Raw genomic sequence first — 21,835 nt, forward strand, 5'->3', positions numbered from 1 at the left:
AAAAGCGACATTTAATAGTACAAAAGGGACATCCAAGAGAACGGGAGACGATCATGAAAATACTTACACTTCGAATAAATGCACTGTCCGAGCATGTGGAGCAGCGGCTCCCGTTCTCTGTCTATACCGTAGGAACTGAGGAGCAGCAGCCGATGACGCGCTTGAGAGGATATTCCGCCTACCAGTTCATCGTCACCTTCTCCGGTAGAGGAAAATTCCGACTGCTCGGACAGTCTAAATGGGACATGGTCAGTACGAACCAAATCCTGTTTATTCCGGCGGATATTCCACATGAATATATTTCTGAAGGTTACGAGCCTTGGAACGTCGGCTTTGTCAGCTTTTCCGCTGAAGCCAATTCTCTCGAAGTCTGGAGACTTGGTGATGTGCCTAAGATTTTTGCAGTTCAGCAGACCCATCGTCTGTTTGAGCTCATTGAACAAATATGGAATAAATCCGGTGCAGAGCATGATTATTGGACATCATCGGAGCTTTTCCTAACTTTCTTATCCGAGATCGCCAAACAGCGCTATAACAGCTCAGCGGATCGTCTATTCTCTGGCTCAAACGCTGTCGCCCATGCAGCTGCCAGATTCCTGAGAGATCATGTCAATCGTCCTGCTACCACCATTACTGAACTAGCGGGGCAATTGGGGTACTCCCGAAAACAACTGACTCGCCTGTTCATAAACACCTATCATACGACTCCTCTACAATATTTAAAACAGCAGCGGCTTATTGGAGCAGCAAGACTGTTGAAAGCCCATCCCGAGAGAACAGCAGCAGAGATCGCGAGACAAGTCGGAATGGAGCCCGTGTATTTCTCCCGTGCCTTCCGTATGAAATTCGGGGTTACCCCGATGGAGTTTAAGAATATTTCAAATGAAATTGATTTGGAATAATGGATCATACTTGCTGCTGCCCTGACCAGTTTATGAATGGAATAACAAAAAAACGCGGGCTGACCAAAGTCAGCATCCGCGCTTCACTATGCTTATTACCTATAGATTATGGCTGTGATTATACTTCATCCCAGATGCGCCGCAGGTTTTCCAGTCCAAGACGCGTCCCCTCCCGGCACTCTTCCATTCCTTCAAACTCCAGCGTGATATACCCGTCATATCCGGATTCCTTAATCATTCTCAGCACCCGACGAACGTCAATATCTCCCTGCCCAAAAATGGACCCGCGCAGGTAGTTACCATGGGAGGTACGGAACCATTCGCCGCCACCCGGATTCTGATCGAATGGGCGATAATAAAAGTCCTTTACATGAATCAGGGAAGCATACGGCAAATTACGCTTCACGCCTACCAGCGGCTGCTCGTCAACACACAGGAAATTCCCGATATCCAAAGTTGTTTTGAAATTCGGACGGTCTACAGCCTGCAGAACACGCTGTACCCGGTCACTAGCCTGAACGCTGACTCCGTGATTCTCAATCGTTGTCGTGATGCCATATTGGGCAGCATAATCAGCAATGATCCGACAGCCCTCCACGATCTGCTCGAGGTTCGTTTCCAGGTAGTCGATACCCATCTTCTCCGGCGGAAGGGTAAAGGCCGTCACATCATGGCGTATATGCTTAATACCAAGACGGTTAGCCGTATCTACATGGCGCTTAACACGATCCATCTCTGCCTCAAAGGCTTCAGGACTTTCCTGTACAAAGTTAGCGGGCATGGAATAGTTGGACAAACTAATTCCCGCTTTCGCTGCATGCTCGCGAACTGCATCAGCAAGCTCCGGCTGGTCTTCCAGCGTAAAACCGTAAGGCACAATCTCCATATGCTCTCCGCCATGCTCAGCGATCCAATCGATCACATCAAGCACTGTCATTTCTCCAGCCTTGAGTGCGTTCAATAGGCAGTAAGTGCTGATTCCTGCTCTCATGCCTTTTCACCTCCTAGTTCACCCGTTTCACTGCTGTACAGCTCCAGTTCAATGACCGTATCCAGCTCATCCGGAAGGTCCCCCCCTGCCAGATGGATGAAGGCACCGCTGCCCGTATCCGAATACTGCTCCGCCATCCACGGCGTTTCTACCTTCAGCTCGCTTCCGTCAGCCAGGAGCCGGGCCCTCTTAATTCTGCCCTTCAGTCCTTGGAAATAGATCGGTCCAATTCCGCGGTCGAACACATGAGCGTACAACTTATTCCCCTTCTGGGTGTAGCGTCCCCATTCCGGTTTATCAAGCTCTGCAATACCGCAGCCATAGATGCTTTCTCCGTTGCGCCTCAGCCATTCACCAACTGCAGATAAAATATACAGCGATTCCTTAGGTATATCCCCTCTTGCATCCGGTCCCACATTGAGCAGCAGGTTTCCGTTCTTGCTTACACATTCAACAAGGGCTCTTACTACCTGGCGCGGTGATTTATAGGCTGAGTCGGCTGCATGATATCCCCAGTTGCCGTTCAGGGTAATGCATGCCTCCCACGGAACCGGCTCTCCCAGCTCGTTGACAATGCCGCGTGGCGGAATAATCTGCTCGGGAGAGTAAAAGTCACCAGCGTACACTTCTGGCTCTGCTGCCATTATGTTTCCGCCAAGCCGGTTATCAATAACGATATCGGGCTGCAAGGAACGGATCATCTCGATCAGTTCCGTTGCGCGCCATACCTCACCCGTCATATCATCGTAGGAGAAGTCGAACCACATAATGTCGATCTTCCCGTAATTCGTCAGCAGCTCCTTCACTTGGCCATGCATGTAATCAAGATATCTGTTAAAATCCTTCCCGGTTGTATCCTTGAAAGACTCCGCGCCTCTCATCGGATGAATCCGGTCGTTATACGCCGGATAATCAGCATGGTACCAATCGATCAGGGAGTAATAAAAACCGATGGCGATTCCTTCTTCCCGAAAAGCGTCCACGAATTCCCGGATCAAATCCCTGTCTGCCGGTGTATTGACAGCTTTATAATCCGTCAGCTTGCTGTCAAAGAGACAAAAGCCGTCATGATGTTTAGTTGTAATGACCACATATTTCTGCCCTGCCGCTTTTGCAGCCTTCGCCCAGCTTCGAGGATCGTACAGAGAAGGATTGAATTCTTCAAAATACGTCTGATATTGCTCGTTGGAAATTCTCTCCTGGCTGCGTACCCATTCCCCTCTTGCCGGTATCGCGTACAATCCCCAGTGAATAAACAGGCCGAAACGGTCCTCCATAAGTGTGGCGGTTCGTTCAAATCTCGGATTCATGTTGAAGCTCCCTCCATCGTCAGCTGTTATTTGTATTATCGTCATAAGCCTTCTGGTAAATTTCCAAATAGCGCGCAAGATTCATGGCTTCCAGCTGCTGGACATAACCGTCCCATTCACTGTCCAAATCGGCATCCCCGATGACGAACCGGGCGATCATTTCATCGACATAATCGTTTACCGTCTTGGCAAGATCCGCGACCTCCGATGCCTGCTCGTTAGTCAAAAATAGAGGTGGAACCGTGGAAACATCCTTTGGCGCATAAGGCTCATATTTATTCTTCGTTTCGTTGTACAGAATAACCTCTAAATCATCGTCTCCCTTGGCAACGGCGCTCAATCGGAACTCATTCGATCTCATGGCCGGTCCGGTCTGAGCCCAGTTCACATTCTGAACGGTACCGAAGGATTTCAACTCCGACCATACCGCAGGCTCTCCGTTAATTCCTTTCTCTCCATCCTTCGCATCGCGCCACTCCTGATCCGGACGTCCATAGACGCTGCGAAGCGTATGTTCCTTCTCATATAAACCGTCAGCCCAGCGTAAAGCGAGCTCCGGATTTTTTGCTTTTTTAGTAATGACAAATGCGCCAGGTGTAAAGGAGGTGGTATCATTCGCTGCATACTGAACGCCGCCCGGCCCTTTCAGCGGAGGAACCGCCTTGTACTCACTCCATCGGCCGCTCTCACCTAAAAGCTGGGTAAACACGCCCTGATGGCCGCCTGTTGAAGCGCCCAGAATAACCGTATCCGGATTTTCTCCGAGCTGAATCAGCTGGTTCTCGTCCTGGGTAAAGGATTCCGGTGCGATCAGACCGTCTTCGTACAGTTTGTTCAAATAGCGAAGCCCTTCCCTCCATTCCGGTTTGTTGTAGGCTACATCGATCTTGCCGTCCTTGACAAACATATGCTTATAACTTGATCCGTAAATCGGATTATAAATAAAGGAGTTCATGAGAAACCCGTCTATCGAGGATCTCCACGATTTTTGGGTGATGGACAGCGGAATTTCATCTGCCTTTCCGTTTCCGTTCGGATCCTGCTCCTTGAAGGCCTTCAGCACATTATAAAGATCGTCCGTTGTCTTGGGCATTTCAAGATTCAGCTTGGTTAACCACGGCTCGTATATCCACATTTTTTGGCTCATGGAGCAGTGATAGCAATCATTGATTTCCGGAAGTGCGTATATATTGCCATCCAGAGCGGTGATCGATGACTTGATATCCGGGTTTTCTTCGAACAGCTTTTTAGTCTGAGTTCCCTGCTTCTCAATCAGATCATTAAGCGGAATAAAAGCACCTTGCGATCCGTAAATCATCTGCTGTGAGGGTGAAATATTGAGTCCAAAGATAACATCCGGGTAATCCTCACTCGCAAGCACGAGATTCAGCTTCTCCTGCATGCTCTGTTCCGGAACAACCTCCCATTCAATATGAACGTTTGTTTTTTCTTCGTACCATTTCGTAAATTCATTCGTGGTAAAATTTTCGACCAGCGGGTTGCCTCTGACCATCACTTTAAGCGTCTGCTTCTCGTTAACAAGAGGATAGGTTCCGGGTTCCGTTAGTGCCACGCTTTCGACATTGCTGTTCTTATCCGGATCTGCCTTGGCCTTTTCCGTTCCTCCTGAGCATCCGGCAAGCATCATACTGAGCGCTATCCATGCGCTGAATGCAGTCTTTACTGTCTTCTTCATAGTGACCCTCCCATATTTTTTAAAATTAAGCCTAGCCTTTGATGGAACCGATCATGACACCTTTTACGAAAAACTTTTGAAGAAACGGATATACCACCAGCAAGGGAACCGAGGTGACAACAATCAAGGAATATTTCAATAATTCCCTCAAGCCCTGTCTTGCCGCAGCCGTCTTGGCGTCACCGAGCATCTCGATATTGACCTCATTCTGGACAAGGATATCGCGCAGCACAAGCTGCAGCGGATACAGATCCGACCGCTTCAAATAAATCATGGCATTGAAATACTGATTCCAATGTCCGACCGCGTAGAAAAGCGCAATTACAGCCAGAATCGGCCCTGATAAAGGCAGCACGATACTTCGAAGAAACCGGAAATCCGAGCATCCGTCCAGCTGTGACGCCTCCAGAAGCTCGTCGGGTATGGTGGTCTGGAAGTAGGTCCGCATGATGATCACATTCCATACAGACAACGCTGCAGGAATCAGCATGGACCAGACCGTATCAATCATTCCCAGATTCTTCACGATCAGGTACGTCGGAATCAATCCTCCGTTAAACAGCATGGTGAACACAAACAGCAGCATGAAGAAGTTTCTACCCCGAAAATCCTTGCGCGAGAGCGGATAGGCAGCCATCACACTTAATATCAGATTTATGGCCGTACCGGCCAGGGTGTAGAAAATCGTATTCATGAATCCCTTGACCACCATCTTGTTCTTGAACACCGCCTGGTAGCCTTCAAGCGTCGGCTCAACGGGCCAGAGCCATACTTTTCCCGAGAGCACCGCACTGCTCGAGCTGAATGAAGCGCTTACAACATAAATGAGCGGATAGAGCACAATAATGAGAACAATGGTTAGCATGACATAATTAAATACAGTAAACAGTCGGTCGGAGCCGGATTCCTTATAAGTCTTTGATGTCATATAGAGCCTCCTCCTACCATAAGCTTTCCTGCTTTAGACGCTTGGCCGTCTGATTGACGATGAGCAGAAGCACAAAGCCGATCACTGCTTTAAACAGGCCGATTGCCGTTGCGTACGAGAAATTCATCGCCTGGGACACCAATCCGACTTTATATACATAAGTGTCAATGACTTCTGACGAACGCAAATTCAGCGAATTTTGCATAAGCAGTATTTTTTCAAATCCGGTTTCGAGCATCGATCCCGTGTTCAGGATCAGCAGGATAACTGCAATCGGCATAATGCCGGGTAAATCGATGTGGCGCATCCGCTGTACCTTGGTAGCCCCGTCAATAACAGCCGCTTCATGCAGCGCCGGATCGATTCCTGCAAGCGTTGCCAGAAAGATGATGCAGGAAAAGCCGACGTTCTGCCATATATGGGACCAGACATAAATCGACTGGAACCACGATGCCTCCGCCATGAAATGGAACGGTCCAAGCCCGAACCAGCCGAGAAGCGTGTTGATCAATCCGGTACGTGGATCCAAAAATTGCAGAAGGAGACCGACCAGAACGACAAGTGATATGAAATAGGGTGCGTACGTCACCATCTGAACCATATTTTTGAATCTCTTGTTTCTGACGTAATTCAAGCCCAGCGCCAGCATGATCGGAAACGGAAAGCTCGCAACCAGCGTATAGAAGCTGATCGAAAGCGTATTCCGCAGCAGCCTCCAGAATTCATGCGATTTAAAAAAACGTTCAAAATGTGCCAGTCCCGCCCACTCGCTTCCGCCGATGCCTTTGGTAACATTAAAATCTTTAAATGCAATCTGAGCCCCGTACATCGGCATGTATTTAAAGATAATAATGTACAGCAGCGGCAGAGAGAAGAGCGCGTAAAGCTGCCATCCAGCGCGAATATTTTTCCATCCCTTCATCCTATCACCCCAATCGTTCATTATGTACTGGTGCAACCGACCGGTTCGGTGATTTGAATTATAGATGAGACCGAAAAGCCGTGTAAATCTTCCGATCTTGGATGTTATTCCGTTCTTTAGAAAGGCCATTATTCAGCATTCAAGCATTTAACAATTATTTAGAATCCGTCTATCCCGCTTCATGAGTTCTCCTGTATTCCGTAGCACTGACGCCGTTCGCCCGCTTGAATGCCCGGCTAAAGGTATTGAGCGACAAATAGCCAACCAGAGCTGCAATCTCACTGACTGGCTTCCCGCTCGTCAGGAGCAGCCGCTTGGCCTCTCGCATCCGTATGTTTTCCAAATAGTCCGAGAAATTGAGGCCGGTTTGTTCCTTGAAGAAATAGGAGACATAAGCCTCTGATGCCCGCGCTTCCTGGGCCAGAACGCTCAAGCACAGATCGCTCTCCGGGTAATGCTCATCTATGTAATGAATCAATCGTTTCGTCAAGTCATCGTTATGGCTCTTCTTCCGCTCATCGTTCTTGCGGCATAGGTTCATAAACGAGGCCGACAGCATTTGAACGGCTTCAGCTGGGGAAAGAGCAGAGTCAGCTGTCTTTAAGGCGGTTTCGACCTCCTCTGTCATATCCAGCCCCGCCGCCTGCTCACAGCATTTGATCAATGTTCCGCTCAGTTCAAAAACGAGCAGTCTATCAACCGCCATCGGGTTTTTACTTGCCCGCCCGTTATGGTCTACAAGCTGTTCGATGAGACGGCTGGTCTCGGCCTGATTGCCCGATTTCACCAGTTGGATCAGCCTTGCCTCCACATCTGACGGATAAAAGTATCCAGGGACCGTGATTTCCACATCCTCCGGGTAGAGAATCGGACTGCATTCGCTCCAACGGGCATGTCTCAGGACGAACTGGGCTTCACTAAAAGAACGGTAGACCTCTGTCAACCGTGACTGACAGCCGCCTGCCGCCATATACAATCCCGCACCTGTCTCTCCTGTCAAACGGCTGTACATTTCCTCAAGCAGAGGTTTTACTCGTGATGTGAACTCCTCAGGGGATTCTTCTTCCCCGTAAAGCAGCACGGCCATTAAGTTCTCCCCTAAATCATGCACAACACCCTGTATACATAATTCTCCGATCCGGTCACGGATACCGAGCTTGGTGATATCCATTTCCGTCAATATCTCTTCATTGTAGGGTGCGTGATAACCTCGCAGCCTTAATATAACGACAGTATAATGCAAGCCGGCCAAATCCAGGCGTGAATGCTCCATCGCAGCCTCAACATCGCGCATTGACGTGTATCCGCCCTTCAACAGCCTGTCCATAAATACGCCTCTCATTTGCGGCAGCTGGGCTTCCAGCCTGTCTTTCATGGCATCATGCCTTGCAATCAGCTCAGATACCGAGCTGCGGATATCATCCACCGTATTGCGAAGAATTGTCGGTTTTTTTCCGGATCGGGATAACGGAAGTATCTGCATCAGCTTAAAGAACGGACGGCTGCTCAGGTAAGCAAAATAAGCGGCGATGATGACCCCGAGAATAAGCGCAGCTAAAAATACGCTGAGTGTAAGTTCTTTAATGTAATAAGCTTTCTCCAGCACAACCCCTTTCGGCTGTGCGGATACATAAGTCCAGTTGTTGTAAGAAGAGGTGGTTTCCGTAACGAGCATTTCACGGCCGTTCCAATTGATTTGGGAGAAGCCCCCAGTTGTGGGAAGCGCTTTCATTTCATCCCCTTTATCCTCCAGCCCGATATGGCTGATAAGGTTGCCGTTCTCATCAGCTATGTAGGCAAAGCCGCCCTGCTCTGAGTCAATGTTACGAAGCATCTCTTGAATTTGAGCGTTGTTAATAAGTACGGTAATGACACCGCCTCCGTCCTTGTGGCCAAACGACTGCATAAAGCTGACGGCGGAATATGGCTTACCTTCATATTTAATCTCGCTTCCCGGCAAATAGGTCTTGTAATGATAGGTGTTAAAGAGCTGGCTGCGCCACTCCTCCAGTGTCAGGTCTTCATAATGCAGCTGCATGTCGTAAAATTGATTCATCGTGTAGACCTTTCGAGGGGACACGAACATTTCACTGTTTCGAAAAGCAACATAATAATCCACGATGAAATGATTGAACATCCGATAGTCAAACAGACTTTTTTCCAAATCCCACAGTCCGTAGGGGTTTTTGCCTCCAAATGGGTCTTTAACGAATTGGAATGACGCCAGCTTGGGCTCGCTCGACATCTGTCTGACAATGGTCTCAATCTCAGCAAGGCGCCGGTCAAGCGCCTCTCGAATTTGACCCAATACGGCTTGGCTGCTCTTCATCGTCTCACTCTCAACCAGATCAGAGGTTTTTTCATAGGCAAACCAGCCGACAAGCAGCGAGCTGAACAAGATCAACACATAAGGCACAAAAAACCGGAGCAAAAGGGTCGCCTGTCTGCTGGACGCTTCTTTCACTAATTTCCCTCCTTCTCAAGTTCATTTCAAACTCAATATAGCAAAGTTGAGCGTCGCCGTCAGCAATTTTATAGGGTAGTTGATCAACGCTTTTCGCTTCCTTAAGACGGATGGGGGGCCTTTCATTTACCTCGAAGTCATCCAGCGTATTCTAGTCATCTTAGTCTACTTGCTCTTAATATAAGTCCAACACCTAAATAGAGAAGTGAAGTAATTACTCCGCTAATTGGTGAAATAAGAATTTCCTTTCCTGGAGATATACTTATAAAACCCGATATGACTAATGGATTAATCAAAGAATCTTCTACTGTATGTAATAGAACACATGGCCAAATTGATTTCGTAATCCTAAAAAGTTCGATATACATAATCGACCAGCATAGCATAGTTAAGATCGCAACAACTATAAATATGAATCGACTAACCGGCATCACCATCAGCATATCCGTCTCCGGCAAGAACACCATATAATATGGAACGTGCCATATTCCCCATACCAAACCAACGATCAAATATATTTTCCAATCTGTAAGATTTAATTTCACAAGCTGTGACGTTAGAAACCCACGCCAAACCGTCTCTTCGAAGATATTCTTTATAAACCCCACTAACAACGTGCTAAAAAAGACTCCCATAAATATTTTCAGATTAAGTTCAGATAAGTCGATCCATTTTGCAATATCACCAATTATTAAAGTGATACCGGTTACAACAGGAAAAATGAATACAGAGATTAAATACCATTTAAAATTCTTTATGAAATTGGGCTTTATCCCCACCTCTTTCCAACCCGCCTTAGATAGTAAAAGAAGTGTAAAAGCCGTTAGCATAGGGAGTATTAGCCATATCCCCATACCAAGTGAGTCTCCTTTTGGTTGTTCTGTAAGAAGTGAGTCCACAAGAACGCCTATCCATCCACTTACTATTACAATAGATACAAATACAATAATATTACGGATACCTGAATTCATCTTATCCTCTCCCTGAACAAGCCTTGTTCTAAACCAATTCATGGAAGTCTATGTCTCTATTTCCTAAAAGGAACTTAGCTAACGTTACCTTTTATATGACCTCGAGAGACAAAAGATGCATAAACTCCGAGAGCGTGAATGACAAATCCCCAAGGTCAGCCGTTAAGCCGTCTTGGGGATTTGTCGATTCCTTATATATTAACGCAATTATTGAACAGATAGACCACCATCAGCGATAAATTCTGAACCAGTGGAGTAGCTGGATTCATCAGAAGCGAGATAGAGCACAAGATTAGTTAGTTCTTCCGGTTGTGCAGCTCTTCCCAGAGGAATGGCCTTGTTAACCTCAGCAGCCATTTCCTTCGTTAAGTCATTTGTGGTCAACGGGGTTATTACGGATCCAGGATGTACAGAATTCACTCGAATACCATACTGGCTGAACTCAAGAGCAGCGGCTTTAGTCAACCCTCTGACCGCAAACTTGGAAGCAACATACGAGGACTGGTTCATGAAAGCAACCATCCCAGCGAGAGAGGAAACATTTACAATAGAACCGTTTGTTGTTTTTCTCATGGACGGTAGAACCGCTTTCATGCCAAGAAAAACAGATAACTGGTTCACATCAATGACTCTCTGATACTCTTCTATAGTCGTTTCTTCAAGACGCTTATTGGGTGCACCAATACCAGCATTGTTGACCAACACATTGACAGGTCCAAATGCAGCTTCTGCTTCCGCAACAACCTTCTCCCAGTCAAAAGCGCTAGCTACGTTTTGTTGGACAAATATAACGTTTTCTCCCAGCTCAGCGGCTAATGCTTGTCCTTCATCCACAAGGATATCTGTGAAGACTACCTTTGCACCTTCACTTACAAATCTTCTTACATGGGACGCTCCCATTCCTCGTGATCCACCCGTGATGATAGCTACTTTACCATTTAGTCTTCCCATTATTTTATCCTCCTTAATAATTAAGAATAATTCTAATCTAGAGAGCTTTCATGGAATAGTATATTTAATGAATGCGCTTGCTTCAATCAGCAGGATAATTCGAAATGTAGCTTAGTAGACATATATAAATAAAACATTGTTTAAGTTTGTATATTTCAAGAATAACTGGCTCAGTTCTGAGGAGTAAGAATAGATACCTTTAATTTATTTTCTGAATTATGGAATGGAGGCCAGGTTATTGTTTAATATATTTAAGATAGTATTTTATGGGGAAGGGAGAGGTATTATTGTTTTCAACAAAAATTAAATGGTTATATGGTTCTTCAATAATTGCGGGAATTATACTCATCATAATTGGTTTAGCACTCTTTATTCCAAGAGTAACAAGATCGGACACGCCGGATTTATATTATTATAATATATATACTTTACGTCTCCTTCTTCCTGCAGCTGGCTTACTTCTAATCGTAATGGGCATATCCGTATATTTTATATTTAATTCACTTAAAGAAGAAATTTTAATTCTCCAAGAAAATTATAGGTCATTAGATAAAAAAATCACAAAGCGATAAATCGTTTGGCAGATAGAATACAGATTTCTTAAAAAAATCCCCAAGCCGGCCAACAGCCGAACCTTGGGGATTTGTTTTTCCTTCATATATTAACGACAATCATTGAACGGAAAGACCGCCGTCAACGATAAATTCTGCCCCAGTGGAGTAACTGGATTCATCTGAAGCGAGATAGAGAACTATACTCGATATTTCTTCTGGTTGTGCAGATCTTCCTAAAGGGATACTATTTCCAACCTCAGCAGCATGCAGTTCTTTCGCTCCAGCACTTCTGGTCAATGGGGTATCTATCGATCCTGGATGTACTGAATTTACTCGAATACCATACTCACTAAACTCAAGAGCCGCGGCTTTTGATAAGCCTCTGACGGCAAACTTGGAGGCAATATACGGAGCCTGATTTTTGAATCCAATGATTCCACCGAGAGAAGATATATTTACAATCGAGCCGTTTTCCGTTTTTCGCATGGACGGTAGAACTGCTTTCATACCAAGAAAAACGGATAGCTGGTTTACATCAACAACTTTCTGGTATTCTTCCTCAGTGGTTTCTGTAAGACCCTTAATTGGCCCCATAATACCTGCATTATTTACCAATATACTGACAGGTCCAAACGCAGCCTCAGCTTCAACAACAACCTTCTCCCAGTCAGACGCACTCGATACATCTTGTTTCATAAATCTTGCATTTTCTCCAAGTTCAGCGGCTAATGCTTGTCCTTCATTCACGAGGATATCAGTGAAAACTACCTTAGCGCCTTCACTTATAAATCTTCGTACGTGAGAAGCTCCCATTCCTCTTGATCCACCCGTGATGATCGCTACTTTACCATCTAGTCTTCCCATAAACTTATCCTCCTCTGTATTCAAGAATTATTCCAATCTAGACAACACGATGTCCATGAACTAGTATATTTACTGGATACTATAACTTCAATCAACAAAAGAAATTGAAATGCAGCTTAGTAGTTAAAATGGAAGTCGATGTCTAGAAAATAGAAAAATGAGGGGGATTTGAAATGCAAAAATCAATTGATCCACGAGTTATTCGTACGCGGCGGTTACTTATGAACGCTTTGACGGAACTCATTGTAGAAGAGGGTGTTAACGCCGTTACTATTCGCGAAATCGTGCGGAAAGCGGAGGTTAACCGCTCAACCTTCTACCTTCATTTTTTCGATAAGCAGGACATATTGACCCAAATGCAAGACGAGATCTTGAACGAACTGGCGGAATCATTGAAATTCCCGGCATTTACATATGAAGCAGCATTACATGATTATCAAAACTCAAAAATACCAATCAAATCCCTTGTTTCCCTGATCCAGCATATTCAGAAGCACGCTTCTCTTTATCAAACGATGTTAAATGAAAGAGACTTCCGTGAACGGTTCACGGAAGTTATTAGAACAGAAGCATTTCGATTACAAAATAGCTTCTGGGAAGCAGCGTTTGTGTCGAACGGAGCTGTCGGAGTCATTCTTTACTGGTTAGAGAGCGGCATGAAGGAATCCATCATGGAAATGAGTTTATGGCTCACTCGAGTTAGTTTGGTTCCATTAGGAAAGTTCGCATGACCTGCTGCTCTGTCATCGTGCTTAGATATAGGTTTAATTAACTTACATCCTTGGATATGAATTTTATTTCCTTCCACTCTTTATCTGTCATTATAAATATTAGTTCAACTATTCCCTTGAACCTTTTGTCAGCTGGGTTAAAACTAATCATTCCTATTCTATTTTATATATCTTTTATTCCATAGATTAGTCTATCAATTCTTTGGGCCTTCATCTTGATGATAAAAACACCTTCAAGATTACCACCACTTATTACCATATAGTGGCATTCTCTTGAAGGTGTTTTACTGGTCTCAAGTTGGAGGGTCAATCCCGAATATCCTAGCTGCCTGTTCATCTTGTCGGATCAGACATGACTACCCAAAAAAAGCTATCCTTCCGTTATTAACAAAAGGATAGCCCGCTTGGAACATTATATATTCGTATTCGAACTTAAGCCGTTTGAGTAGAGGCATGCTTTTTCAGCTCATGTTCAACCATTTCGGCATGATGCAGCACGGTGTCAACCGGTGTATCGAATTGATATTCCAGAATGCTCCGGAAGGAATGCGGCAAACTGCCGAGAGCTTCCCAAATCGGAGTCCATTCCATATCTCCCTCTCCAACAGGCTGATGAAGGTCGTCCTTGCCATCGTTATCATGCAGGTGTACCGCACTCAGGCGCTTCCCTAATTGGCGGATAACCAGCGGTGTATCCCAGCCGTTAATAAAAGCATGACCCACATCAACCAGGGCGCTGATCGTAGGAATCTCTTCAAACAGCCTTACGAATTCTTCACTATTAAACAGAGCCGTCTCTCCAAAGCCGACATTTTCAACAGCCAGATCAATGCCGAGACGCTGTGCCTCATCTCCTAACCGCTTCAGGTTCTCTTTGGCTCGATCTTGGGATTCCTTCCGGAGGAACAGCGGTGTAGAATAGAGGCTCGGGTGCAGCACCATTTGTTCTGCTCCGATATGTGCGGACCAGGCGAGACACTCTTTATATACTTCATACGAGTAATTTCGGATCACTTCGAAACGGGCGGAAGCCAGGTTCAGCTCCCAGATCGGAGAATGAACACTAAGAGGTCCTGAATGCTGTTTAAAGCGGCTGAATTCCGAGCTCCAGTTCAGCGGCTCCAGCCAGTTCGGACCATCCATCGAAATTTCCAAGCCCCCGGACCATCTCTCAAGCAACTCCTGACAGTCGTCAATCCTGTTCATGTAAGGAAGCATATTAATAAAAATAGCCATATGTCTCACCCTTTACGATTTATTAATTTCCCCTATAATCCTCTTATTCTTTCAGCGATCCGAGCATGGCGGATTCGTTCAGTTGAGAACGCAAGCGCATTGCGGGCAGTAGATCATTCACGGTCATCAACTTGATACCGCAATCCCAGGAAAACTGCACCTCTTCTTCCGTGTCCGGGCAATAGCACCATACCAACTTCCCTGCTTCTCTATAGGGCTCTATATCCTCCGGAAACAACAGCTTCATACTAAATGCAACAGCCCACATCTTCGAGATTGTCCCTTCTTCTCCATGAACATAATTGGACATTAACCTGGCAGGAAAACCCTGTGTCTTCATGTGATAGCGATCATGAATATAACCAAGCACCTCGGCATCGAAGCAAGTAAACACACACCGGGACAGATAGCCGTATTCCCCAAGAAGCGCAACAGCAGCATCCACTGCCTCCTTGGCATCCTCGCTAGACTTGATCTCTACGTTAAGCAGCACATCCGGGTATGAGGAAAGTAGTTCGCACAGCTCATCCAGTGTAGGTATCTTCAAACCTTCAAACGTCGGGCTGAACCAGCCTCCGGCATCCAGCTGCTTCAGCTCCGCCAGCGTATAGTCTCTCACTCGTCCCATTCCGTTTGTTGTCCGGTCCACGGTTTCGTCATGGATAACCATTAAACATTTGTCCTTCGAGAGCCGCAGGTCGAACTCTATCATCTGAACCCCAAGCTCCAGCGCCATATAAAATGATAGCAGTGTGTTCTCCGGATACGCAGACTTCCAGCCACGATGTCCGGCTATCGTAAGTGTTGACTGTCCTTCAAGCTGTTCAATCATATATTTTCTCCCCTCTCCCGCTCTAAAGCTATTGCTTCAGGATGCGCTCCGTCTCCTTCTTGAAGGTATCCATCGTCGTCTCGATGTCCTTATTGTCGTACATGATCGCCTGTATTGCTTTGAAGAACTCCTGCATGACCTGGGACCATCCGATATGCATATTTGTATCGACTGCATATTCCAGCTGGTCATATGCAACTTTCCGGTTTGGTTCCTTCGCCCACAGGTCCTGAATCGCCTGGGATTCGATCATAGTTGTTGTAAACGGCAGGTAACCGGAATCCAGAATAAACTGCAGCCCACCCTGCGGATCCGTCATAACCCAGTGAATGAACGTCCAAGCCGCTTCCTTATTATTAGAATCAGCTAGCATCGCAATATTGGCGCCTCCAGTCGGATTCGCAAACACCTTATCCTTCGGCAGTAATGCCGTTACATACTCGAACTTGGAGTTCTCTGATAAACTTCCCATAGTCCCCGTAGATTGGTACATCATACCAATTTTCCCGCTCGTAAACATCTGGTTTACAATATTGCCGGAGTCTTGTGCAGGTGGATAATACAGCGCACCCGATGCCTGCATCTCTTTCAGGAATTGAAATGTTTTTATTCCTTCCTCATTGAACCCGAGCGTAGTCGCCTCCTCATTGAAGAATCGCCCTCCAGCCTGCGAGATCATAGCGATTGGATACCAGGTATCGTAAGGCATGCTATAGCCGTAGCGCGTAATCTCATTGTTCTCTTTCTTCACAAGCGCTTCGGCGACTTTCCTTAATTCGTCCCATGTCTGGGGTACGGAAAGGCCTTCCTCATCGAGCATCGTTTTGTTAACATGCAGGATCGGAGTAGATCGGTTGAGTGGCAGGGAGACAAGCATCTCGTCAAAAATCGAATGCCCCAGCAAACCCTGTGTGAAGTCATCCAGACTCAAGCCTGACTTCTCCATGTAGGGGTTCATATCCTCCAGCACTTGCGATTCAGAGAACATCTGAACGTAAGCTCGCTCCAGCATGGTTATATCCGGCGCAGTCTTAGCCGCAATAGACTGCTGAAGCTTCGTTACCGTCTCATCATAGGAGCCCTGGAAGGTTCCGACTACCTCAATGCTATCCTGTGAAGCATTGAAACGTTCGATCATTCCGCTGATGTATTCTCCGTTCTTGCCTCCAAGCGAATGCCAGAACTGAACCTTCGTCTTCCCTTCCTTTCCAGACGCCTGTTCAGTGCCAGCCTCCTTCTTCGGGGGAGCTTCCGGCTTAGCCGTATTGCCGTCGACCGTATTACCGCCTCCTGAGCAGCCTGCAAGCACCAATGCGTATAAACAGACTGCAAGCAAGATGGCTGAAAATCTTTGTCTCATGAATAACCCTCCAACTCATGTATTAGATTTACTAACATTAGCCGGCTACTTGATGCCGGAATAGACGAATGCTTTGACAATCTGCTTGGATGCAAAAACATACACGATCAGTATCGGAACCACTAACACGACGTTACCCGCCATAATGATATGCCAATTGCTGATTCCTTCCGTTTCCCTCAGCATCGCTATCCCCATCGTAAGCGGCCTAACCGAGGCCGAATCGGTCATAACCAGCGGCCAGAAGTAATCGTTCCAGTGGCTAACAAAGCTGAACAGTGCTATTGTCGCCAAGGCAGGCATGGACATCGGCACCATAATTTTCCGAATGATCTTAAACTCACTCGCGTTATCCAATCTTGCCGATTCGATAATCTCCTGCGGGATCTGCATAAAGTATTGGCGCAGCAAGAAGATTCCGAATGCATTCGACATGAATGGAATGATCTGCGGCAGCAGTGACTTGATCATGCCGAAATCCGCCAGCATGAGATAGACAGGGATAAACGTAACCTGTCCCGGAATCATGAATGCAAGCAGCACCAGACCGAACAGCAGCTTCTTGCCTTTAAATTTGTAAACTGCAAATGCGTATGCGGCGGGAATCATTACAACCATCTGTATTACAATAATCGAACTGGTCACGATAACTGAATTTTTCGCATAGGTCAGGAATGGACCGGCATTCATCGCCTCCGCAAAATTGTTCCATTGCGGGTTGGACGGCAGCCATGTCGGCGGAAAGGTCATCGTCTCCTCGAACGTTTGCAGTGAAGTGGATATCATCCACAGAAACGGGAAGACGAACACTGCCAGAAGTGCCATTTTCAATAACAAGCCCAGCACCCATCGCACCGATTGCAGATTGAGAGAAGAACGGGTCCTGACATAAGCCTCGCCCGCCAGCTTCTTGTTACGTTGCACGATCACCGATTGTCACCTCCTCATATCGGCCGGTATCACGCGTCTATTGATAATGGACTTTGTTGGATAAGAGCTTGAAGTAGACAAAGGTCAGCACTGCGATAATCGCCATTAAGATCACGCCTGTAGCAGAAGCATATCCTATGCTGTTCGTTCTGAATTCATAGATGTAGTAGACCAGCGTCGTTGTCGATCCGTTCGGCCCGCCGCCCGTCATAATCTTGACTGTGTCAAACACTTTGAAGGAACCGATTGTCATAATGATCAGGATGAAAAATAGCTGTGGTGAGATGAGCGGGAGAGTGATCTTGTAGAACACCTTAAACCTGCTCGCATTATCCAGCGCAGCCGCCTCGTAAATTGTTGGAGAAATGCTTTGAAGGGCTGCTACAATGATCAAAGTAAAATAGCCAATATTTTGCCAAACCGAGACGATGATGATCGCCATCATGGATGTGCTGGAGCTCTGCAGCCAGGTTGAAGGCGGCATGCCAAACAGCTTAAGTACATAATTGAGCACTCCGTGGCTCGGTTCCATCAGCCACATCCAGACCAACGCCACCGAAACGATGGATATGATATGAGGTGTAAAGATCCCTGCCTGTACCAGAGCGTTTATCCGGGACCTGCGGTTCAGCCATACCGCAATCACAAGCGACAGAAGCATGGTGATGGCAACGACACCAACGGTGTATATGACCGTATTCCCAAGAGCAACGTAGAAATCTTCCCGGGAAAATAACTGTGTATAGTTGTCCGTGCCGATAAACTTGCTCTTATCCTTGTTCATCAGGTTGTATTTATAGAAACTTAATTTGAACAAATACAGGGACGGATAAATGACAAATAGAATAATGCCAGCCATCGCGGGCAAGATCATTACATAGGGACGGATCGCTTCCCAAACTCTTCGCTTATCCATCGCTTCGGCTCCTCATTCGCTCTAGACATTCACCGTATAATGGATCACTTTTGCCGATACGGTTGCCGTCCGCCCCGAAGAAATAAAGCTTGGAAGCTTCAACTCCCACATGCACCTCTTGATCAACCGCGAATAAATCCTCTGTGCATTTAATCATGAAGGATTGCTCTTGGCATTTGACCTGATAGATCGTCTCTGAGCCGAGCATTTCCCTGATAACAATCGTTCCACGCAGTCGATAATGGGCGTCTATCGGATCTAAAGACAACTGTCCGGCTTCGGGACGAAAGCCGAATTGTGCACCGTCTATGCCGAGCCCACCGATATTCATCGGCGGAACACCAATAAATTGGGCAGCAAACAAGTTGCTGGGTTCATGGTAGATCACTTCCGGCGCTGCTTCCTGCTGGATCTCACCGCCATTCATCAGGACGATGGTGTCTGCCATTGACATAGCCTCAACCTGGTCATGCGTCACATAGACGAAGGTTGTGCCCAGCTTATTATGCATTTCGATCAGCTCAATGCGCATCTGGACTCTCAGCTTTGCATCCAGATTGGATAACGGTTCATCCATAAGGAATACAGAAGGCTTCTTAACCATAGCCCTAGCCAACGCCACGCGCTGTCGCTGGCCACCGGATAAGGTGGACGGCTTACGGTCCAGATAAGGGGCGAGCCCGACCGTCTCACTGATGCTCTCTACCAGGCGAATCCGTTCTGCTTTGCTCACCTTGTTATTTTTCAAGCCGAACTCAATATTCTCTCTTACTGACATGGTCGGATAGATGGCGTAGTTCTGAAACACCATTGCAACGCCTCGCTGCCCGGGTGCGATTCGCGAGACATCCTCGCCATTGATGAGCACCGAGCCGGAAGACTGTGGATCCAAGCCTGCGATCATTCGCAGCAGGGTTGTCTTACCGCATCCGGACGGCCCTACCAGTACCGTGAATTTGCCGTCTTCAATCTTCAGATTTAAGTCTTGAATAATGACATTCTTATCAAACGCTTGTGTAACCTGTACGAATTCGATGGATGCCAACTCGATACCTCCTAGTCAATCATCTTTCCTCTCCTCTTTGTTTGCGCTTACATTCCGCTGTATAAGAACGGATTCTACTCCGTTCTGGCCAACATTGTTACCAACCGCCATTACCATCCCCTCTGACATATGATACAATCTCCCTAAGACTTTCACTGCGTCACCAGTGAAAGTTGAGGATTGTTTTTTTCCAACCTTTGTGAGCCAGTGCAGATTCCATAGCGCCAGCAAAGTCTTCTGCCTGGCTCACCACCGTATAAGAATCCGGCAGCAAACGCCGCAGCGTAAGCTGGCAATCCGGTTCAGCCATTACCTCTAGCACTGCCCTGAAATCACTGTCGGAGCTTCGACTGCTGCCATAGATTGTAATTCCCTTCTCCAGCATGTCACGCGTATTGATAGGAACACGTTCTTCACTGACTCCCATGGCTATAAGGCAGCCACCCGGCTTCAAGATATCGATCCCTTGATTGATAGCGCTTTCGCTAAAGTTCCCTCCAGTGCACTCTACAACGATTTCATTTGTATGTCCTGCTGTAAAATCATAATTCTGAACCATCTCTGTCTTCGCGAATGAAAACTGTTCCAGCTTTCCCTGGTCTGCTCCGAATACAGTCAGACGTTCCCTGTCTACCTGAAAAGCATGGTGGAGCATAGCTGCCGTCAGATAACCAACCGGTCCGTCTCCGAACACGGCTACATTAGAATCGGATAACCGGTGACTCACCTTCTTCAGTGCGCGGTAAGAAACACTGCACAGCTCGGCAAGCACTGCAACCTCATCCGGTATTCCCGCCGGAATCGGAATCGCATATCGCTCCGGTAGGACGAGCCTGTGTTGGGCAATTCCATCCATGTTACTGCCAAGAAAGCTTGCATCGCTGCAATAGTTATCCTCGATATCACCACGGCATGCCGGACAGCATTGTTCAGGCGGCATAGCCCGAAGCGCATGTCCAGGAAGATAAGGGACAATAATAACCCTCTGTCCTTCCTGAAGCGTTTCTTCGTTCCCTCGAACAATGACACCAATTCCTTCATGCAGCAAAGCCATCGGCAGCTTGCGGGCAAGCACCTCCTGCTTTCTTAATCCGCCGTAATAGCGCAGATCGGCGTGACAGATGCTGGCCATTGTCGGCTGAACGACTACAAAGCCTTCCGGGATAACTCTTTCAATCAGCTGTTCTTCTACGACATGGGGCTGTAACAGACGAAACGTTCGCGAACTTACGGTTCCTATTGTTGTGGATCCCACTAACCGTAACACCTCCATATACTCATTATCGTTATATATGAATATCCCAGCTTCGTGTGGCAGCCGGGATAGATTCATCCCCTGGCTAGACCGTAACTACTTTGATCCCGTGCTCCTGAAACAGAGTAATATGATAATCCGGTACCTCGATGCCTGTAATCAGCATATTAAGGCTGCTGATCGGAGCTACCTTGTGCAGGGACAGCTTGCCGATCTTGGAGTCGTCTGCAACGACAATAACCTCCTGCGCGGAAGCGATCATACTCTGCTTGGCCGGAACGAGCTGCGCTTCGGGGTGCATCAGCCCATGGGACGGGTGAATGGCCGGTGTTCCGATGAATGCCTTCGAAACGTGCAGGGAACGAAGCACATGCTCCGTAAACATTCCATTCAGCATATAACTTGAAGGATACAGTTCTCCTCCTGTCACGGTAACCTTTACCCCCGGGGCATCCCGCAATTCCGCAGCCACATTGATGTCATTCGTCACAACCGTAAGATTGGAATGATGAATCAGATTTCTGGCAATGTGCAGTGTGGTCGTTCCGGAATCGATGATGATGTGATCTCCGTCCTCTACCAAACTTGCAGCCATCTTACCGATGCGCATCTTCTGCTCGAGTTGGACATTCGTGCGTTCATTGAAGGAAGGCTCATTGTTCGTGAGCTGCTCAATAATGACCCCTCCATGGGTTCGCTTCAGCATACCTTCCTGTTCAATCTCGGCAAGGTCCCGGCGGATCGTCGCTTCATGAACGGCAAATTCCTGCGCCAATACAGCCACCGAAGCAGATCGGTGCTGCCTGACGTATTCAATGATTCTTAGTTTTCTCTCTACCGCCAACAAAGGTGACACGTCCTTTCGCTTTCACTCTTGCTCGAATTCATTTCCCGCTGCATTCTTCCCACATTTATGTATTATTTTGCTCGATGTTATTCATTTATGTTCACTTACGCTTGTTTTGAGAAATTTTAAC

Annotated in this window: 19 protein-coding genes; 2 read left to right on the forward strand and 17 right to left on the reverse strand. The window is 46.8% G+C overall.

All coding sequences use genetic code 11. The features are described from left to right. Nucleotides 1–53 precede the first annotated feature (53 nt). Complete coding sequence (locus tag BN1234_RS20430; RefSeq protein ID WP_054958482.1) at nt 54–902, forward strand: AraC family transcriptional regulator; 849 nt, start codon at nt 54–56, stop codon at nt 900–902. A gap of 118 nt (nt 903–1,020) precedes the next feature. Here BN1234_RS20430 and BN1234_RS20435 read toward each other — a convergent pair whose 3' ends face one another. The 9 genes from BN1234_RS20435 to BN1234_RS20480 form a co-directional block, all read right to left on the reverse strand. Beyond that, nucleotides 1,021–1,893 carry a sugar phosphate isomerase/epimerase family protein gene (locus tag BN1234_RS20435; protein ID WP_054958483.1) on the reverse strand — a complete coding sequence of 291 codons (873 nt, stop codon included), beginning with the start codon at nt 1,891–1,893 and terminating at the stop codon, nt 1,021–1,023. Continuing rightward, nucleotides 1,890–3,203, reverse strand: coding sequence for an alpha-L-fucosidase (locus BN1234_RS20440; protein ID WP_054958484.1), 1,314 nt, complete (start codon nt 3,201–3,203; stop codon nt 1,890–1,892). The genes BN1234_RS20435 and BN1234_RS20440 overlap by 4 nt, the downstream gene beginning before the upstream one ends. A 19-nt stretch (nt 3,204–3,222) precedes the next feature. Next, nucleotides 3,223–4,899 (reverse strand): ABC transporter substrate-binding protein, encoded by a 1,677-nt coding sequence (locus tag BN1234_RS20445; RefSeq protein ID WP_054958485.1) that lies wholly within the window; start codon nt 4,897–4,899, stop codon nt 3,223–3,225. 31 nt (nt 4,900–4,930) lie between these two features. After that, nucleotides 4,931–5,827 carry a carbohydrate ABC transporter permease gene (locus tag BN1234_RS20450; RefSeq protein WP_054958486.1) on the reverse strand — a complete coding sequence of 299 codons (897 nt, stop codon included), beginning with the start codon at nt 5,825–5,827 and terminating at the stop codon, nt 4,931–4,933. 13 nt (nt 5,828–5,840) lie between these two features. Beyond that, nucleotides 5,841–6,749, reverse strand: coding sequence for an ABC transporter permease (locus tag BN1234_RS20455; RefSeq protein WP_054958487.1), 909 nt, complete (start codon nt 6,747–6,749; stop codon nt 5,841–5,843). 169 nt (nt 6,750–6,918) lie between these two features. Continuing rightward, a complete protein-coding gene (locus BN1234_RS20460; RefSeq protein ID WP_054958488.1) occupies nt 6,919–9,213 on the reverse strand; it encodes a helix-turn-helix domain-containing protein in 2,295 nt (764 codons plus the stop codon). A 155-nt stretch (nt 9,214–9,368) separates the two neighbouring features. Then, on the reverse strand, nt 9,369–10,184 hold the full coding sequence (locus BN1234_RS20465; RefSeq protein WP_054958489.1) for a CPBP family intramembrane glutamic endopeptidase: 816 nt from the start codon (nt 10,182–10,184) through the stop codon (nt 9,369–9,371). A 207-nt stretch (nt 10,185–10,391) separates the two neighbouring features. Next, the gene (locus tag BN1234_RS20470; RefSeq protein WP_054958490.1) at nt 10,392–11,135 is read right to left on the reverse strand and encodes a glucose 1-dehydrogenase; all 744 of its coding nucleotides are present in this window, start codon (nt 11,133–11,135) and stop codon (nt 10,392–10,394) included. Between the two features lie 671 nt (nt 11,136–11,806). Further along, on the reverse strand, nt 11,807–12,553 hold the full coding sequence (locus tag BN1234_RS20480) for a glucose 1-dehydrogenase (RefSeq protein WP_054958492.1): 747 nt from the start codon (nt 12,551–12,553) through the stop codon (nt 11,807–11,809). 173 nt (nt 12,554–12,726) lie between these two features. Between BN1234_RS20480 and BN1234_RS20485 the strand changes: the two genes are divergently transcribed. Then, a complete protein-coding gene (locus BN1234_RS20485; RefSeq protein WP_054958493.1) occupies nt 12,727–13,284 on the forward strand; it encodes a TetR/AcrR family transcriptional regulator in 558 nt (185 codons plus the stop codon). Between the two features lie 432 nt (nt 13,285–13,716). Here BN1234_RS20485 and BN1234_RS20490 read toward each other — a convergent pair whose 3' ends face one another. The 8 genes from BN1234_RS20490 to BN1234_RS20525 all read right to left on the reverse strand — a co-directional run bounded on the left by BN1234_RS20490 (nt 13,717) and on the right by BN1234_RS20525 (nt 21,705). Further along, entirely contained in the window at nt 13,717–14,520 is an 804-nt protein-coding gene (locus BN1234_RS20490) for a sugar phosphate isomerase/epimerase family protein (protein ID WP_054958494.1), read from the reverse strand. 43 nt (nt 14,521–14,563) lie between these two features. Then, the gene (locus tag BN1234_RS20495) at nt 14,564–15,352 is read right to left on the reverse strand and encodes a glycerophosphodiester phosphodiesterase family protein (RefSeq protein ID WP_054958495.1); all 789 of its coding nucleotides are present in this window, start codon (nt 15,350–15,352) and stop codon (nt 14,564–14,566) included. A 28-nt stretch (nt 15,353–15,380) separates the two neighbouring features. After that, entirely contained in the window at nt 15,381–16,712 is a 1,332-nt protein-coding gene (locus tag BN1234_RS20500) for an ABC transporter substrate-binding protein (RefSeq protein ID WP_054958496.1), read from the reverse strand. Between the two features lie 45 nt (nt 16,713–16,757). Then, entirely contained in the window at nt 16,758–17,537 is a 780-nt protein-coding gene (locus BN1234_RS20505) for a carbohydrate ABC transporter permease (RefSeq protein WP_054958583.1), read from the reverse strand. Between the two features lie 142 nt (nt 17,538–17,679). Then, entirely contained in the window at nt 17,680–18,558 is an 879-nt protein-coding gene (locus tag BN1234_RS20510; RefSeq protein WP_054958497.1) for a carbohydrate ABC transporter permease, read from the reverse strand. Next, complete coding sequence (locus BN1234_RS20515; RefSeq protein ID WP_054958498.1) at nt 18,551–19,603, reverse strand: ABC transporter ATP-binding protein; 1,053 nt, start codon at nt 19,601–19,603, stop codon at nt 18,551–18,553. The genes BN1234_RS20510 and BN1234_RS20515 overlap by 8 nt, the downstream gene beginning before the upstream one ends. Nucleotides 19,604–19,763: 160 nt before the next feature. After that, a complete protein-coding gene (locus BN1234_RS20520; protein WP_245640239.1) occupies nt 19,764–20,858 on the reverse strand; it encodes an alcohol dehydrogenase catalytic domain-containing protein in 1,095 nt (364 codons plus the stop codon). A gap of 85 nt (nt 20,859–20,943) precedes the next feature. Beyond that, the gene (locus BN1234_RS20525; protein WP_054958499.1) at nt 20,944–21,705 is read right to left on the reverse strand and encodes a DeoR/GlpR family DNA-binding transcription regulator; all 762 of its coding nucleotides are present in this window, start codon (nt 21,703–21,705) and stop codon (nt 20,944–20,946) included. Nucleotides 21,706–21,835 lie beyond the last annotated feature (130 nt).

This window comes from Paenibacillus dakarensis (genome assembly GCF_001373415.1).
Lineage (GTDB): Bacteria > Bacillota > Bacilli > Paenibacillales > Paenibacillaceae > Paenibacillus_AQ > Paenibacillus_AQ dakarensis.